Below are 16297 nucleotides of genomic sequence, written 5' to 3' on the forward strand. Positions count from 1 at the left end.
CCCCTAATAATTATACTTGCACTAAATATTTTTTCATAATTCTAACAGCTTTGTCTGGATAATCCTTCGCTAATAGTCCCATAGCTGATAATATATAAGTTTTATCAAGCAAATAAGCTGCATGACGTGGCTTTAAATATGTTGGATCTTCTTTATTAAAAGCCCCTGATTTTAAAATATCTTGTGGTTTTTCGCTATGTATTAATACCCCACCTGTACCTATGATATACTTTACTTCCATAAGGTCTTTTCCTATTTGAGTATACATAGCGCCCATAGGTGTGAGTGTGTGTTCAATAGTACCTACATGCCTCTCCATAGATAGCTCAGTAGCTACCTTCGCCATAGCCTCATCAAAATCTATTTCTTCCTTAGTTTCCGGAACCATCTTTATATGTTCTATTCTATATTTACAATTTGCATCAATATCAATTTTTCTTTCCGTGTCCCCTAGATATTTTCTCAGTTTTCTGCTACCAGCTGCTTCTCTTAGTGAAATTGCAGAGTATCTCATACCAAGGTCACCCTCAACAGTTCTTTTAGCAAATGGTTCCTCAAGACCACGCACTGTAACTCCCGCTTTTGTAGGTTCTCCATCTGCTATAGAATGTATGTCTGTAGTTGCTCCACCAATATCAATAACTATTAAATCTCCTAGTCCGCTTTCTTCATCACTGCCTTCGCTTAGTATCCTTGCAGCCTTTAGAACTGCTGCCGGTGTTGGCATTAAGATACCTTTTACTAACTCTTCTGCATTGCTAAGCCCTTTAGCATCAATTATTTTTTCCATAAAGACTTTTCTAATTTCTTCGCGAGCAGGCTCTACATTTAGTTTACTTAACTGTGGCATCACATTACTTGTAATTGTAAAATACATTTTAGCCTTTGTGAATATTTCTCTTATTTCATCACTTGCTACTTTATTTCCAGCTACTACTATTGGTAATTTAACTCCATTTTCAGCTAACATTTTTGCATTGTGAATTATGCAATCCTTGTTACCACCATCAGTCCCGCCTGCAAGAAGTATTATATCTAAGTCTGAATTCTTAATTTCTTCAATTTCACTAAGGGTTAATTCATAGCTATATACTTTAAGTACCCTAGCTCCAGCTCCGAGAGCCGCTCTTTTGGCAGCTTCTGCAGTTAAATCTGGCACTAGGCCAATAGCTATCATTTTAAGACCTCCTGCAGCTGATGAGCATGCTAACTTATTAATAAAATTAACATTTTTATCTTTTAGTATTTCTTCTATTTTCGAATAAGCTTTGTCATAGCCTATCATTATATTATCTTCAATTGTTGTTATGTCTTTCGCTGTAGCAATTATTTCTTCTTTTTCTATATCTACAACAGTTAGTTTAGTGTATGTACTCCCAAAATCTACAAGTAAATATGCATCCACTTATATCACTCCTATTGATTTTATAATATTCCTACCTATTCTAGAATAGGCGTATCTATTCTAGAATAGACCTAATGCTTCTTTTAAATCATGTATTGTTGTTTCTAGAGATGTTCCTGGTGGATATACCTTGTTAAATCCCATTGCCGTAAATCTACGGTGGACGTCATCCCAATTTTGTTTTCCTACAACTATGTTTCCACCTACAAATAGCAATATGTCATTTAACCCTGCTTCATCACATTTTTCTCTTATGCCTCTGCAATCGATTTCTCCATGGCCGTATAGAGAAGATACTATTATTACATCTGCATTAGTTTCAACAGCTGCATTGATAAAATCTTCTTGTGGAGAAAGAACTCCTATGTTTATAACATTAAAACCAGCTTCCGTTAGTGCATAATCTAAAATTTTATTGCCAACAGCATGACAATCTGACCCTATTACTCCTAGAATTAAAGTCTTTTTCTCCATTTTTAAAAGCCTCCTAAATAATTTTTTATAACATTATTTTTTGAACTTTATTTCAATAATCTTTGACCTAAGCGCTTTTACTGAGCCATCATCTAGACTATATAGAAATTCGATTATTTCCTTATCGCTTACATTTGCATTTTTAACATCTTTATATCTACCTGGAGATACTATCATAACATCTGATTTTCGAATTATATCCACAAGTTCATCATCATCATTAGTATTGGAGTATGTTATATCAACTTCAGATAACCCTGCCTTTTCCAAAGCTCCATTAATTTTAAATATAAATTCTTCAGAAATACATACAAATCCAAATTTTGTATTTAAAGGATATCTTGCAATTTTGACTATAGGTTCTAAATTTGGAGTTATAGCAACTCCTAAAATCTCTTTATTAAGGTCAGCAGTTAGATTAGTCACTTCATTAATATGATTAAAAGTGGTTATTATAAACTCAGCCATTTCAATCTTTTCTTTAGTATCCTTGTCCATCTTTAGTAAATCGTTTATAGTCAAAGATATTACATTCATATTACTGTTTTTACTAAGTTGACTACTAAACATTTTAGCTTGTTCTATATTGCACTCAACGTATATTGCTTCAATTTTATTCATTATCTGTTTTTTTTCATTTACTCTTCGATTTACTATGTCTAAAAATTCCTCTGGTTTCATTCCAATTTCCAGAGCTTCTTCTAGTCCTAAATCAACGAATTTCATTATCTTATTTTTGATACTTAGGCTTTCCCAAGATATAGATTCTTCAACTACAAAAGTTCCCTTCCCTTGATAGGATTTTAATGCCCCATCTTGTTCCAAGTCATTATATGCAGTGCTTACAGTATTTCTACTTACATTTATTCTCTGAGACAAGTCTCTTTCTGTTGGCAATTTTGTCCCGACCTTGAGAGATCCTTTTTTTATTTCATCCATGATTTGATTTTTAACTTGAATATAAAGGGGTACTCCATTTTTTTTGTTTATTTCGATGTTAATAAAAATCCCTCCCAAAGCATATTGGATTAATGGACTAATCCACTACCATGATTATGATACCATGTGGACTAGTCCATTTCAATGATTGTATTATTACCATTTAGTGATATTTTTAGTGTTATAGCTTATTTAAACCCTATTACCTACCTTAGCCTTACGTTTAATACTATTTTTAATAAACTTGATAGGGGTTTCATGTTTGTGGTTATATTTTCTAAATAAGATTATTAAAATAGTATATATGAATGCTAAGGGGGACCCTTATGGTAAAGAAACATTTTTCTATTGTTATATATCTTTTAGTTACAATTTTGATATTAATTCTTTCAATATTTATTTATAGGATTATTACACATATTTCTTATGTTCATGTAAATAATGAAATAGCCATCTCAAAATATACTGGTGAAAGAATAAATAATTCATATTCTAAAAAATCTTCAAAAATTGCTACTTATATTAATACTAGTAAGGGTGCGCCACTTATAGGCCTTAGTAGTGCAGATGTGGTTCTTGAGTTCCTCAGCAACTCCTCTGGCATAACTTATAAAGCTATCTTCAATCAAGATGTAGCTAAAAATATTAGTGGAACCGTTAGCCTAAAAGACTACTCTAATTCCTATCTACCAAAATTTAATTTTTCTAATAATATTGCAATAGCAGGCATCAATAGTAGGAACGCAACAAATATTTTCATAACTTTCAATGAAGGTTCATCCTCAAATTTTTTATATCAAAATGGAGAATACTATCATTATAGAGGTCTTAATATTGACAAAGACAATATTTCTCCTGTAAAGTTTTCTAATGTTATTGTACAATTTATTCATGGTACCATTATAAGCGATGAAACCTTAACTTCATCTGAAAATCAGGGCACTGGATTGTTATTTTGCGCCGGAGTGGCTCAAGATATTAAATGGGGCAGAAAAAAAAATTCTCCCATAAAAATTAATGATGAAGAGGGTAGGGAAGTTTCACTAATGCCTGGACCTACCTGGTGGGTTTTTATTGATAAAGACTGCTCTGTAGCCTACGATTAATAATTAAATCATCAACTACGATGCCGTTAAATTGGCACTATCATAAAAGTCCAATTCAATCAAAAAGACATATTAATAAAATAATATGTCTTTTTTCCTTAGATATTATTATAATTATTACTCTTTGTACGTACTATTATAAAACTCCCCTATAGATTTGCTTATGGACTCTGCAATTTTTTGTTGATATTCATCCGACTTTAATTTTTGTTCCTCTTCATAATTTGATAAAAATCCGCATTCTACTATAATACTTGGCATAATGTCATTCTCCCTTAATATCCTATAAGCATTTTTAGCAGGCTTCTGGACTCTCTTATTACTAGGATCTAAATCTATTCTAAGGTTTTTCTGAGTTACAGCGGCTAAAATAGAACTATCTTTATAATTCGAGTACCATACTTGTGCTCCATAGTATTTACTCTCCGTAAAATAATTTAGATGAATACTAATAAACATATCACAATTACTAGATTTCTTTAAATTACATCTTTTTTTCAAATCCTCAGTGTAACTTTCTCTTATAGTTCCACTTCTTGAATAAAGCCCTGTATCCTCTTCTCTTGTCATAACTACCTCATAGCCTAACTTTTGTAATTTTTCTTTAAGCTTTATTGCTATGCTTAAATTAATGCTTTTTTCTACAGTGCCATTTTTAGAACTTGTTCCACCATCCATTCCCCCATGACCTGCATCAATGAGTATTTTTTTACTCCCTACTTGTAATTTTTCATTATTCATAGTTTGTTTTACAAAGCTTAGATTTACTAGCATAAAGCTTACCATTGCTGCAACGATTACTATTACAATAGATATTAATTTATTATTTCTGTATTTCAATGCACCCACCCTCTTATTTATTCCTATCGTTAATTTTATTCACCTTGTAGCATATTTAGTATTATTTCTATAGCTCTTCGCGCAATGGCGCAAAAAAACACCCACCAAAAACTCTAGCGGCTGCTTTTCCTTTTCTATGTTTATTTATTTATTACTACTTCGGCAATATTGGTTGCATGATCTCCAATTCTCTCAAAATTACTAATCATATCTAAAAACATAGTTCCAACTGTAGCGCCGCAAATCCCATTATTTAATCTTCTTATATGGGATGACCTTAGTTCCTTTTCTAAGCTATCAATTCTATTTTCTATTACCATTATAGATTCCGCTTTTAGAATATCATTATTTTCAAAACTCTCAATACTAATCTCTAAAGCATATACTATGTATTTATACATTCCATCTAACTCCTGCATAGCATCCTTAGAAAAACCCAAATTCTTTTGGATCTTTTCACTAGTTATATCTACCAAGTTTTCAGCATGATCTCCAATGCGCTCTATATCATTTACTACATTGAACATAGAAGTTACTATTTTAGTTTGTTGTTCTGATAATTCTGTTGAGGAAAGCTTTACTAAATAGGATGTAATTTCGTGTTCAAGTAAATTTATTAATTTTTCATTTTCATAAACAGTTTTTATACTACTTTCATTATTGTTAATAAAACATTCCATGGCAAGTTGTACATTTGCTTTTGCAAGGTTTGCCATTCTAGAAACCTCTTTTGTAGCTTGTCCAACTGCAATGATCGGTGTCTCTAATAGTCTGTCATCTATATACTTAACATCCATTGTTAGAACTTCATCTTCTCCTGGTATTATTTTATTAACAAGTAAAACCAGATATTTTATAAATGGCACCATAATTATTGTATTTGATATATTAAATATAGTATGGGCATTTGCAATTTGTCTTTTTATATCTCCAGCTCCATCTGGCGATATACTTTGCACAATCATTATCAGTGGATTTATTAATGGAATAAAAATTAAGGTACCAAATATGTTAAAGAATAAATGTATTAGTGCTGCTTTTTTTGCTGTTTTAGAGGTTCCTATACTTGATAATAAAGCAGTTATACATGTACCTATATTATTACCAAATAAAATTGGAACTGCTACTGCCAGGGGTAGCGCTCCTGTAGATGCTAATGCCACTAAAATACCAGTGGACGCAGATGAACTTTGAATTACCGCAGTCATAAGTGCGCCGCTTAAAATTCCTAAGAGAGTATTTCCTTCTAATTTCATTATTAAAGTTGCAAAAGCTGGAGACTGCGCTAGTGGAGACATAGTATCCTTCATTAACTCCATTCCTAGAAAAAGAATACCGAAGCCTAATATAATATTCCCTATTTCTCTGCCTTTTTTACCTTTTGAAACTATTATTGTTAAAGAACCTATTCCTAAAAATATTGGTATTATATTATCAAGTTTAAATGCAATTAACTGTGCAGTTACAGTAGTTCCAATATTAGCTCCCATAATTACTGCTGCTGCCTGATATAAGTTCATAAGGCCCGCATTAACGAATCCTACTACCATTACTGTAGTAGCGCTACTGCTTTGAATAACCGCTGTTATTGCAGCTCCTGTTGCTACTCCTTTAATCGGATTGGATGTGATTTTTTCAAATATCTTTTTAAGTTTTTCACCAGAAGTATTTGCAAGCCCATCCCCCATCATCTTCATTCCATACAAGAATAGCCCTAGCCCTCCAAAAAGCCCTATAACCATATTTATAACATTCATAAAATCCCTCCATATTTAAACTTATCATAAGTGTTTTAATCATTCATTTAAATAATACTATAAGTTAAACTATATGTTATGTAATCTTCACTACATTTAACATAAACTTTAATATTATTAACATAAACATAACATAAAGAGCATTTACTTTTTCGCTATATTGATGTATTTAATTTTACACCAGTTTGCCCTCGCTAATAACTTTGCAAAGTCTCATATAGAATAAAATATCCCTAGGATCAAGTGTAAGTGTTATCCACAATCATTTGCCCAAGCTATTTCTTATATAATAAAAAAAAGGAATATACACTTATTAATAAGTGTATATTCCCTCTTGCAAACAAAAATATTATCTCTTTGAGAACTGAGATGCTTTTCTTGCTTTTTTAAGACCGTATTTCTTTCTTTCTTTCATTCTTGGATCTCTTGTTAAAAATCCTGCTTTTTTAAGTTCTGGTCTTAAAGTTTCGTCAGCTTTAAGTAGTGATCTTGAAATACCATGTCTTATTGCACCGGCTTGACCTGTATATCCGCCACCGTGTACATTAACCAATATATCGAATTTATCTTTAGTTCCAGTTAACACTAATGGTTGGTTAACTATAAGCATTAAAGTTTCTAATCCGAAATAATTTTCTATGGCTCTTTTATTTATAACAATTTTACCTTCTCCAGGTATAAGTCTAACTCTCGCAACTGATTTCTTTCTTCTTCCTGTTCCTATATATTGAACTTTTGCCATTATATTTACTCCCTCCTAACCTGATTAGTATTTAAGCACTAATGTTTCTGGATTCTGTGCTTGATTATTATGTTCTGGTCCTCTGTAAACAGTCATTTTCTTAGCTGTTTGACGACCTAATGGTCCCTTTGGAAGCATTCTTCTTACTGCTTCTTCAAAAATAAACTCAGGTTTTTTAGCTAATGCTATTCTATATGGAACTTCTTTTAATCCACCTGGATAAAAAGAGTGATGTCTTAACATTTTTTGGTCTAATTTCTTACCAGTTAAAACGATCTTATCAGCGTTTATTACAATTACAAAATCACCTGTATCAACGTGTGGTGTAAATGTTGGTTTATGTTTTCCTCTTAATATTGAAGCTATTTGACTCGCTGCTCTTCCTAAAACTTTTCCTTCTACGTCGACAACGAACCATTTTCTTTCTACTTCTGCTGGTTTTGCTAAGTATGATTTCATTATTTTCCCTCCCTGAACTTTTAACAATTGAATTTCTATGCTAAAGATCCGGGGCTAGTGGATCTTATACACGATAGTTTATACAAACATTAATAATTATAATACATTCTACCGGGTGTGTCAATGATTTTACAGAGGATATTGCAATCTTTAATGTTTTTTATTTAATAAAAAACTTCTTCCAAGCATAATCCACCGGGTGGAACGGATTTCCCAGCCTTTGCTCTTTCTTTTGACAGAATTATATCTTTTATTTCATTAGGTTTAATCTTACCTTCTCCAACACGAACTAGTGCTCCTACTATTATTCTAACCATATTATAAAGAAAGCCATCCGCAGCAATATATATTTTTATGATATCTTCATTCTTTATGATATCTAATCTTGTAATAGTTCTTACAGAAGTTTTTACGGAACTACCTAAATTTTTAAATGCAGAAAAGTCATGGGTACCCATAAAATACTCTGAAGCTTCTTTCATAGCTCCTACATCTAATATTCTTTTGTGATGATATATGTAATTGCGCCCTACAGCAACAGCCTCATACCTATTAAGTATAGTGTAACTATACATCTTCCCTGTACAATTATACCTTGAATGAAACTCACAGGGAACCTCAAAGCAATGTAAAATTACAATATCTAATGGGAGTTTACTATTAATAGCTCCTATAAACTTTTCCACAGATATTTTACTATTAGTATAAAAGTTACCTGTATACCCCTTTGCATGAACTCCAGCATCTGTTCTACTAGAACCTGTAATTTGAGTTTTTTCACCTGTAATCTTTTCAATAGCTGTCTCTATTTTTTCTTGAATAGTCATTACATTCTTTTGTCTCTGCCATCCTGCATAGTTCGTTCCATCATATTCTACTAAAAGCTTTATATTTCTCACTGCTTCACGTCCTTTTCGCTCTACACGAAGATTATGTTCTGCTAACAATAGTAATAACAAATAGCAGTGTAAAAGCAAAGCTTGCAATATAGTCTTTTTTTGTTATATGTAATTGTTTCATTCTAGTTCTTCCTTCTCCACCTTTATAGCATCTTGATTCCATAGCCATTGCCAGTTCATCAGCTCGCCTAAAAGAACTTATAAACAGTGGTACTAAAATAGGTATTAAACTTTTAGCTCTACTTATCAAATTCCCAGACTCAAAATCTGCACCTCTTGCCATTTGTGCTTTCATGATTTTATCAGTCTCATCCATAAGCGTAGGTATGAATCTTAATGCAATAGTCATCATCATTGCAAGTTCATGAGCTGGTACTCCTATCCTTTTAAAAGGCCTTAGAAGGCTTTCTATACCATCAGTTAGCTCTATTGGAGAAGTTGTTAGTGTTAGTATTGATGTTCCCATAATTAAAAACACTAACCTAATTATCATAAAGGCTGCAATTATTAAACCTTCTTTATATACACTTATAAAACCCCAGTGAAAAATCAATTCTTTGCCGGTAGTCATGAAAATGTTTAATATTGCTGTAATAAGTAATAATACTAAAATTGGCTTTAATCCACTGTAAATATACTTAAAAGACAAATTAGCTATTAGTATTGTGATTAAAATAAATATAACTACAAATAAATAGCCTTTAAAATTATTCACTAAAAATAGATCAACAATAAATAGTAGAGATATTAATATCTTTAATCTTGGATCTAATTTATGTACAAAAGACTCCCCTGGTATATATTGACCTATTGTAATATCTTTGATCATACAAATTCCTCCAATGTGTTGCAAGAATCACACATTACTGTTTTATATATAATATCTTATTAGACAAAAAAATCACTAATTCTTTTTTAATATTTTAAGCAATTCTTGTTTAGCTTTTTCCACCGTAAATATATCCTCAGATATATTAAGCCCCTTATTACGCAATTCCCGAATTAGGTATGTTACCTGTGGCGCAGCAAGTCCTACGCTTTCTAATATTTCTATTTCCTTAAATATTTTCTCTGGAGTTCCGTCTAGAATACACTTTCCACTATCCATTACTATAACTCTATTTGCGACCTTGGCCACATCTTCCATGCTATGAGATACTAATATTATGGTCATGTCATTCTGTTTGTATAGTTCGACAATTTTACTTAAGATATCATCTCTTCCTTTTGGATCTAGCCCAGCTGTTGGTTCATCTAGAATCAAGATTTTTGGCTCCATAGCCACTACCCCAGCTATTGCCACTCTTCTCTTTTGGCCACCACTTATTTCAAAAGGTGATTTATCCCTATATTCTTCATAGTCCAGTCCAACTATTTTCATGGCTCTCTGAACTCTCTTATTTATCTCATCATTATCTAAACCTAAATTTTTCGGTCCAAAAGCAATGTCTTTTTCAATAGTTTCTTCAAAAAGTTGATATTCAGGATATTGAAATACTAATCCAACTTTTTTTCTTATGTTTGTTAATTTCATTTTTTTCATAGTTATATCTATGTCGTCTATTAATAGACTCCCTGATGTTGGTTTTAATAGTCCATTTATATGTTGTATTAGTGTTGATTTTCCTGAGCCTGTATGCCCAATTAGTGCTACAAATTCTCCTTGCTTTATTTCTAAAGAAACATCATCTATAGCTTTTTTTTCAAAAGGAGTCTTTGGCATATATACATGTGTTAAATTTTCTATTTTAATTGACATAATGCATTCACCATCTCATTTATAGTTAATATATCTGATTCTATATTAATACCACTTTGTTTAAGTTCATATGCCAGTTCCGTTACTTGCGGAACATCTAGACCTATTTTTTTCATAAGAGACACTTCCCTAAATATTTCTCTCGGTTTTCCATTCATTACAATTTTACCATTATCCATAACTACTATTCTATCCGCTTCTACTGCTTCTTCCATATTATGAGTTATTAAGATTATTGTTATACCATACTTTTTGTTTATTTCTTTTATAGTTCGAATAACTTCTTTTCTACCAAACGGATCTAGCATTGCTGTTGGTTCATCAAAAACAATACACTTTGGCATCATAGCAAGAATACCTGCTATAGCTACTCTTTGTTTTTGACCACCAGAAAGTAAATGTGGAGCATGCTTTCTATAATCGTACATTCCAACATTTTTTAATGATTCATCCACTCTTTTTCTAATTTCTTTAGGCTCTAGTCCTAAATTTTCTGGACCAAATGCTACGTCTTCTTCTACAATAGTGGCAACAATTTGATTGTCCGGATTTTGAAATACCATACCAGCAACATTCCTAATGTTCCATAAATTGCTTTCCTCAGAAGTTACGAGTCCATCTACATAGATTTCACCTTCAGTAGGTATTAATAGAGCATTTATGTGCTTAGCAAAAGTAGATTTTCCTGAGCCATTATGGCCGAGTACTACTAAAAATTCACCCTTGTTAACCTCTAAATTTAATCCATCTATGGCTACTTTAGGCTGCTCATCTTCACTTTGAGGGTATTTGTAAACAAGCTTATTGCATATAACCATTTTTTCACCCATAAGTGTCACTCCCTACATCTATAAATATTTATAAGAAAATGGGGACTAAGTTTGATTTAACTTAATCCCCTTTGTTCAAACTATACTAATTCTATTATGCTCATCTCTGCTGCGTCGCCTCTTCTTGGACCCATTTTCATTATTCTAGTATATCCGCCGTTTCTCTCAGCATACTTGGGTGCAATATTGTCAAATAAGTCTTTAACTACACTTTCTTCTGTAATGAATGCAAGTGCTTGTCTTCTAGCATGAAGATCTCCTCTTTTTCCAAGAGTTATCATTCTTTCAGCAAATTTTCTAGTTTCTTTTGCTCTAGTGACAGTAGTTTCTACTTTTCCATATTTCAACAAATTAGTTGCAAGACTTCTAAACATTGCAATTCTTTGATCAGTTGAGCGTCCTAATTTACGATACATTGCCATGTGTCTACCTCCTTACTCTTCACTAAGCTTTAAGTTCAAGCTTAGTGCTTGAAGTTTTTGTTCAACTTCTTCAAGTGATTTTTTACCTAAATTCCTGACTTTCATCATATCATCCATTGATCTCTCTGTTAATTCTTGAACTGTATTAATTCCAGCTCTTTTTAAGCAATTATAACTTCTAACAGAAAGGTCTAATTCTTCAATAGTCATTTCAAGAACTTTTTCTTTCTTATCTTCTTCTTTTTCAACCATTATTTCAACATTATCAGCATGATCTGTTAATGTCATAAATAGCTTAAAGTGCTCGATAAGTATTTTAGCTGATAAACCAATAGCTTCATCTGGTCTAATGGTTCCATTAGTCCAAATTTCAATAGTTAATTTATCATAATCAGTAATCTGGCCTACTCTAGTGTTTTCTACAGCAAAATTTACTCTTTTAACTGGAGTATAGATTGAATCTACTGGTATAGTAGCTATTGGTAATTCATCTGTCTTATTTTTACTCTGAGACACATATCCTCTACCTTTGTTAACAGTTAGTTCCATATATAGTTTAGCACCATCATCTAATGTTGCTATATGTAAATCGTCGTTAACAACTTCTATATCTCCATCAGTTCTAATGTCTGCTCCAGTAACTACTCCAGGTCCTTTAACATCAATATAAACAGTTCTAGGTCCTTCTCCATTCATTTTTAATGCTAAGCTTTTGATGTTTAGAATTAATTCTGTAACATCTTCTTTAACACCTTTAACTGTGGAAAATTCATGAAGCACTGTATCAATTTTAACTGCACTTGTAGCAACTCCAGGCAATGAAGAAAGAAGAATCCTTCTTAATGCATTACCTAGTGTTATACCATAACCTCTTTCTAATGGTTCAATTATGAATTTACCATAAGAATCATCTTCAGCAGTCTCTACACATTCTATTTTTGGCTTTTCTATTTCTAACATACTAAACCCTCCTTTTTTTTAATTGGCAACTTATTATGAGGGCAACCGATTCTATATTAATGACTATTTGCTGTATAACTCGACGATTAGCGTCTCGTTAACAGGAACATCTATATCTTCCCTAGTTGGTATTGCAACAACTGTTCCTTCAAATTTCTCTAAGTTAGCTGTTAACCAATTCGGTAAAGTTTTAGGATTTTCAGCGAAAACCTTAAACTTCTCTGTAGCTCTGCTCTTTGGACATGCAGATACTACTTGATTTGCTGTTAAACTGTAAGAAGGAATATCTACCTTTTTACCGTCAACTAAGAAATGTCCGTGAGTTACTAATTGCCTAGCTTCTTGTCTTGAATTTCCGTAACCTAATCTATAAACTACGTTATCAAGTCTCACTTCTAGAAGTTTTAATAGGTTTTCACCTGTTATTCCTCTTAACTTGTCAGCTTTATCATAGTATCTTCTAAATTGACTTTCAAGTATTCCATAAATTCTCTTAGCCTTTTGTTTTTCTCTTAATTGTAATCCATAGTTAGACATTTTTTTCTTGCTTTGTCCGTGTTGTCCCGGTGCATAGCCTCTTCTTGAAAATGCACATTTATCTGTGAAGCATCTATCACCCTTAAGGTTTAGCTTCATACCTTCTCTTCTGCAAAGCCTACAAGTAGCTCCAGTATATCTTGCCATTCAAATTACACCTCCTGTTTACTATACGTATGTTTACTATAATTTTAATTACTAGACTCTTCTTCTTTTTGGTGGTCTACATCCGTTATGTGGAATTGGAGTAACGTCTTTGATCAGTGTAATCTCTAATCCAGCCGCTTGAAGTGATCTAATAGCCGCTTCTCTACCTGCTCCTGGTCCTTTAACGAATACGTCAACACTCTTTAAACCGTGCTCCATTGCTGCCTTTGTAGCAGCTTCTGCTGCCATTTGAGCTGCAAAAGGAGTACTCTTTCTTGATCCTCTAAAACCTAAACCACCTGCACTAGACCAAGATAAAGCATTTCCAGCTGCATCTGTAAGTGTAACGATGGAATTATTAAAAGTAGACTTTATGTGAGCACAACCGTGCTCGATATTTTTTTTCTCTTTTTTTCTTCTACTTCTTTTAACTTTTTGAGCCATTACATTCCCTCCTTACTATTTCTTTTTGCCCGCCATTGTTTTCTTAGGGCCTTTTCTTGTTCTTGCATTAGTTTTAGTTTTTTGTCCTCTTACTGGAAGACCTCTTCTATGTCTTATTCCTCTATAACATCCAACTTCCATTAATCTTTTTATATCTAATGCAACTTTTCTTCTTAAGTCACCTTCAATTATAAAATTCTTGGTGATGTATGTTCTTAGTTCATTGACTTCTTCTTCAGTTAAGTCCTTCACTCTTGTGTCAGGATTTATTCCTGTTGCTTTAATGATTCCTTGTGATTTTGATAATCCAATACCAAATATATATGTTAGGCCTATTTCAACCCTTTTTTCTCTTGGTAGGTCAATACCTGCTATTCTTGCCATTTACTGTTTACACCTCCTAGGTACTTGCTATTAACATTTTATCACATTGTAACTTATAAAACGACCTAATGTGATTTATTACTAATATATTAATTTTTATGTTTAATACTTAACTAAACCTATTTGTAAATAAAACCTATTAACCCTGTTTTTGTTTATGCTTAGGATTTTCACAGATAACCATTACTCTTCCTTTTCTTTTAATAACCTTACATTTTTCACACATAGGTTTAACTGATGGCCTTACTTTCATAGCTAACCCTCCTTATTACTTATCTCTCCAAGTTATTCTCCCACGAGTGAGATCATATGGAGAAAGTTCTACTGTAACTTTATCGCCTGGTAGTATTCTTATAAAATTCATTCTTAACTTACCTGAAATATGAGCTAATATTTTATGCCCACTCTCAAGTTCAACTTGAAATATCGCATTTGGCAAAGTTTCTAATACTACGCCTTGCATTTCAATTATATCATCTTTTGACATAAGGTAATCAAACCTCCTTACGAATATCTGCAGACTGCAAAAATATTTTAATTTTAGAATTAGTAACCTCTTTTTTAGATAAAATTGAATCTTTAATTTCCTCAGCTACCGTGTCAGTAAAATTTAGATGTTTAACCTTCTTTTTCTTAGGTTTCTCAATCTTTCTTAAATCTCCATCAGAAATATACACATATTCACTATTCAGTATACCTACTACAATAAATTTTTTGTGCATATCTCTTCCCGCTTTAGAATTTACAACCTTACCTAAAAGGGTATTTTCGTCCAAACCATTCACCTCTATTAGTTCAAAGTTAATATTTCAGGACCACTTTTTAGGATAGCAACAGTATTTTCATAATGTGCAGATAAACTGCCATCTCTTGTTACTACCGTCCATCTATTAGCCTTTACTTTGACATAATGCTTTCCTATATTTATCATAGGTTCAATTGCAAGTACCATACCATGAACTAATTTAGGACCTCTATCTGGAGCACCATAATTAGGAACCTCTGGATCTTCATGCATTGATGTTCCAATTCCATGACCTACAAAATCCCTAACCACAGAGTATCCATGTTCTTCAGCACAACACTGAATTGCAGCAGATATATCTGATAATCTATTGCCGATTATAGCTTTTTCAACGCCCTCGAAAAAACTATTTTTAGTGATTTCAATGAGCATTGTAGCTTCATTAGATACTTTTCCTACTGGAAAAGTCCTAGCAGCATCTCCATGATAGCCATTTAATATGGCCCCACAATCTATACTAATTATATCTCCTTCAAGTAAAATCCGATTAGTTGGAATCCCATGAACCACTTCATCATTAACAGATGTACATATGGAAGCTGGAAATCCACAATAACCTTTAAAAGATGGTTTAGCACCCTGTCTTATTATGAACTCTTCAGCTAATTTATCTATTTCTGCAGTGGTTATTCCCGGTTTTATTACTTCTTCAATTAATGCAAGAGCTTCTGCAACCACTTTACCTGCACTTCTCATATATTGAATTTCCATATCACTTTTTATGTTTATCACTTTTCTATCTCTCCTAAGATACTACAGATACTTTCAAATACGCCATTAATTGCTTGTGTTCCATCAACTACTGATAATAAGTTTTTGTCACCATAGTACTTTATCAACGGTTGTGTTTGAGCATCATATATGTCTAACCGTTCACTAACGGTTTCTTCACTGTCATCTGCTCTTTGCACAAGAGATGATCCACACAAATTGCATTTTCCATCCGCTTCTGGAGGATTAAATGTAATATGGTAGCTAGCTCCACAGTTAAGACAAACTCTTCGACCAGTCATTCTACTTAAAATAAATTCTCTAGGAACCTTTATTAATAATGAAGTATCAAGAACGATGCCTTTTTCTTCTAAAATAGTTTCTAAGGCTTCAGCTTGATTAACAGTTCTAGGATAGCCATCTAATAAAAACCCATTTATACAATCTTCATTATCTAACCTATCCACGATTATATCTATAGTCAATGCATCCGGGACTAAGTGTCCCTTATCAATATGTTTCTTAGCTTCGATTCCAAGAGGAGTTTTTTCTGAAATATTCTTTCTGAATATATCCCCTGTTGATATATGTGGTATGGAAAATTTATTGCTTATAGATTTTGCTTGCGTTCCTTTTCCGGCTCCCGGAGGACCTAACAAGATTATTCTCATAGTATC

The 16297-nt window shown here is 32.5% G+C and carries 22 protein-coding genes; 1 reads left to right on the forward strand and 21 read right to left on the reverse strand.

Annotated features, from left to right (window positions below; translation table 11 throughout):
* Nucleotides 1–10: 10 nt before the first annotated feature.
* The 3 genes from glmL to G9F70_RS22750 are packed head-to-tail and all read right to left on the reverse strand — an operon-like array spanning nt 11 to nt 2896.
* Nucleotides 11–1405: a methylaspartate mutase accessory protein GlmL gene (glmL, locus tag G9F70_RS22740; protein ID WP_164946763.1), complete on the reverse strand. Its 1395-nt coding sequence runs from the start codon at nt 1403–1405 to the stop codon at nt 11–13.
* Nucleotides 1406–1465: 60 nt separating this feature from the next.
* On the reverse strand, nt 1466–1879 hold the full coding sequence (glmS, locus tag G9F70_RS22745) for a methylaspartate mutase subunit S (RefSeq protein ID WP_125002932.1): 414 nt from the start codon (nt 1877–1879) through the stop codon (nt 1466–1468).
* A gap of 33 nt (nt 1880–1912) precedes the next feature.
* On the reverse strand, nt 1913–2896 hold the full coding sequence (locus G9F70_RS22750; RefSeq protein WP_263484356.1) for a GntR family transcriptional regulator: 984 nt from the start codon (nt 2894–2896) through the stop codon (nt 1913–1915).
* Nucleotides 2897–3144: 248 nt separating this feature from the next.
* Between G9F70_RS22750 and G9F70_RS22755 the strand changes: the two genes are divergently transcribed.
* Nucleotides 3145–3924: a DUF3048 C-terminal domain-containing protein gene (locus G9F70_RS22755; RefSeq protein WP_164946765.1), complete on the forward strand. Its 780-nt coding sequence runs from the start codon at nt 3145–3147 to the stop codon at nt 3922–3924.
* A 117-nt stretch (nt 3925–4041) separates the two neighbouring features.
* Here G9F70_RS22755 and cwlD read toward each other — a convergent pair whose 3' ends face one another.
* The 18 genes from cwlD to G9F70_RS22845 all read right to left on the reverse strand — a co-directional run bounded on the left by cwlD (nt 4042) and on the right by G9F70_RS22845 (nt 16291).
* Nucleotides 4042–4764, reverse strand: a complete 723-nt coding sequence (gene cwlD / locus G9F70_RS22760; protein ID WP_224617747.1) for an N-acetylmuramoyl-L-alanine amidase CwlD — start codon at nt 4762–4764, stop codon at nt 4042–4044.
* 140 nt (nt 4765–4904) lie between these two features.
* Nucleotides 4905–6521, reverse strand: a complete 1617-nt coding sequence (locus G9F70_RS22765; RefSeq protein ID WP_164946766.1) for a Na/Pi cotransporter family protein — start codon at nt 6519–6521, stop codon at nt 4905–4907.
* 349 nt (nt 6522–6870) lie between these two features.
* Nucleotides 6871–7263 (reverse strand): 30S ribosomal protein S9, encoded by a 393-nt coding sequence (gene rpsI, locus G9F70_RS22770; protein ID WP_125002924.1) that lies wholly within the window; start codon nt 7261–7263, stop codon nt 6871–6873.
* A 24-nt stretch (nt 7264–7287) separates the two neighbouring features.
* Entirely contained in the window at nt 7288–7722 is a 435-nt protein-coding gene (gene rplM / locus G9F70_RS22775) for a 50S ribosomal protein L13 (protein ID WP_164946767.1), read from the reverse strand.
* Nucleotides 7723–7886: 164 nt separating this feature from the next.
* On the reverse strand, nt 7887–8621 hold the full coding sequence (gene truA / locus G9F70_RS22780; RefSeq protein ID WP_164946768.1) for a tRNA pseudouridine(38-40) synthase TruA: 735 nt from the start codon (nt 8619–8621) through the stop codon (nt 7887–7889).
* 31 nt (nt 8622–8652) lie between these two features.
* Nucleotides 8653–9450, reverse strand: a complete 798-nt coding sequence (locus tag G9F70_RS22785) for an energy-coupling factor transporter transmembrane component T family protein (protein ID WP_164946769.1) — start codon at nt 9448–9450, stop codon at nt 8653–8655.
* Nucleotides 9451–9525: 75 nt separating this feature from the next.
* Entirely contained in the window at nt 9526–10380 is an 855-nt protein-coding gene (locus tag G9F70_RS22790) for an energy-coupling factor transporter ATPase (RefSeq protein WP_164946770.1), read from the reverse strand.
* Nucleotides 10365–11210 carry an energy-coupling factor transporter ATPase gene (locus G9F70_RS22795; protein WP_164946771.1) on the reverse strand — a complete coding sequence of 282 codons (846 nt, stop codon included), beginning with the start codon at nt 11208–11210 and terminating at the stop codon, nt 10365–10367. Before G9F70_RS22795 ends, G9F70_RS22790 begins: the two co-directional genes overlap by 16 nt.
* An 80-nt stretch (nt 11211–11290) precedes the next feature.
* Entirely contained in the window at nt 11291–11632 is a 342-nt protein-coding gene (gene rplQ / locus G9F70_RS22800) for a 50S ribosomal protein L17 (protein ID WP_164946772.1), read from the reverse strand.
* A 12-nt stretch (nt 11633–11644) separates the two neighbouring features.
* Nucleotides 11645–12592, reverse strand: coding sequence for a DNA-directed RNA polymerase subunit alpha (locus G9F70_RS22805; protein WP_164946773.1), 948 nt, complete (start codon nt 12590–12592; stop codon nt 11645–11647).
* Between the two features lie 63 nt (nt 12593–12655).
* Nucleotides 12656–13276 (reverse strand): 30S ribosomal protein S4, encoded by a 621-nt coding sequence (gene rpsD, locus G9F70_RS22810; protein WP_164946774.1) that lies wholly within the window; start codon nt 13274–13276, stop codon nt 12656–12658.
* Between the two features lie 51 nt (nt 13277–13327).
* On the reverse strand, nt 13328–13720 hold the full coding sequence (gene rpsK, locus G9F70_RS22815; protein ID WP_125002908.1) for a 30S ribosomal protein S11: 393 nt from the start codon (nt 13718–13720) through the stop codon (nt 13328–13330).
* Nucleotides 13721–13735: 15 nt separating this feature from the next.
* Nucleotides 13736–14104, reverse strand: coding sequence for a 30S ribosomal protein S13 (rpsM, locus tag G9F70_RS22820; RefSeq protein WP_164946775.1), 369 nt, complete (start codon nt 14102–14104; stop codon nt 13736–13738).
* A gap of 139 nt (nt 14105–14243) precedes the next feature.
* Nucleotides 14244–14357, reverse strand: coding sequence for a 50S ribosomal protein L36 (gene rpmJ / locus G9F70_RS22825; RefSeq protein ID WP_021122033.1), 114 nt, complete (start codon nt 14355–14357; stop codon nt 14244–14246).
* 15 nt (nt 14358–14372) lie between these two features.
* Nucleotides 14373–14591: a translation initiation factor IF-1 gene (gene infA, locus G9F70_RS22830; protein ID WP_125002904.1), complete on the reverse strand. Its 219-nt coding sequence runs from the start codon at nt 14589–14591 to the stop codon at nt 14373–14375.
* Between the two features lie 7 nt (nt 14592–14598).
* Nucleotides 14599–14880, reverse strand: coding sequence for a KOW domain-containing RNA-binding protein (locus G9F70_RS22835; protein ID WP_125002902.1), 282 nt, complete (start codon nt 14878–14880; stop codon nt 14599–14601).
* Between the two features lie 14 nt (nt 14881–14894).
* A complete protein-coding gene (gene map / locus G9F70_RS22840; protein ID WP_164946776.1) occupies nt 14895–15641 on the reverse strand; it encodes a type I methionyl aminopeptidase in 747 nt (248 codons plus the stop codon).
* Nucleotides 15638–16291 carry an adenylate kinase gene (locus G9F70_RS22845; protein WP_164946777.1) on the reverse strand — a complete coding sequence of 218 codons (654 nt, stop codon included), beginning with the start codon at nt 16289–16291 and terminating at the stop codon, nt 15638–15640. Before G9F70_RS22845 ends, map begins: the two co-directional genes overlap by 4 nt.
* Nucleotides 16292–16297 lie beyond the last annotated feature (6 nt).

It is taken from the genome of Clostridium sp. FP1, from assembly GCF_011065975.2.
Classification (GTDB): Bacteria; Bacillota; Clostridia; order Clostridiales; family Clostridiaceae; genus Clostridium_AD; species Clostridium_AD tagluense.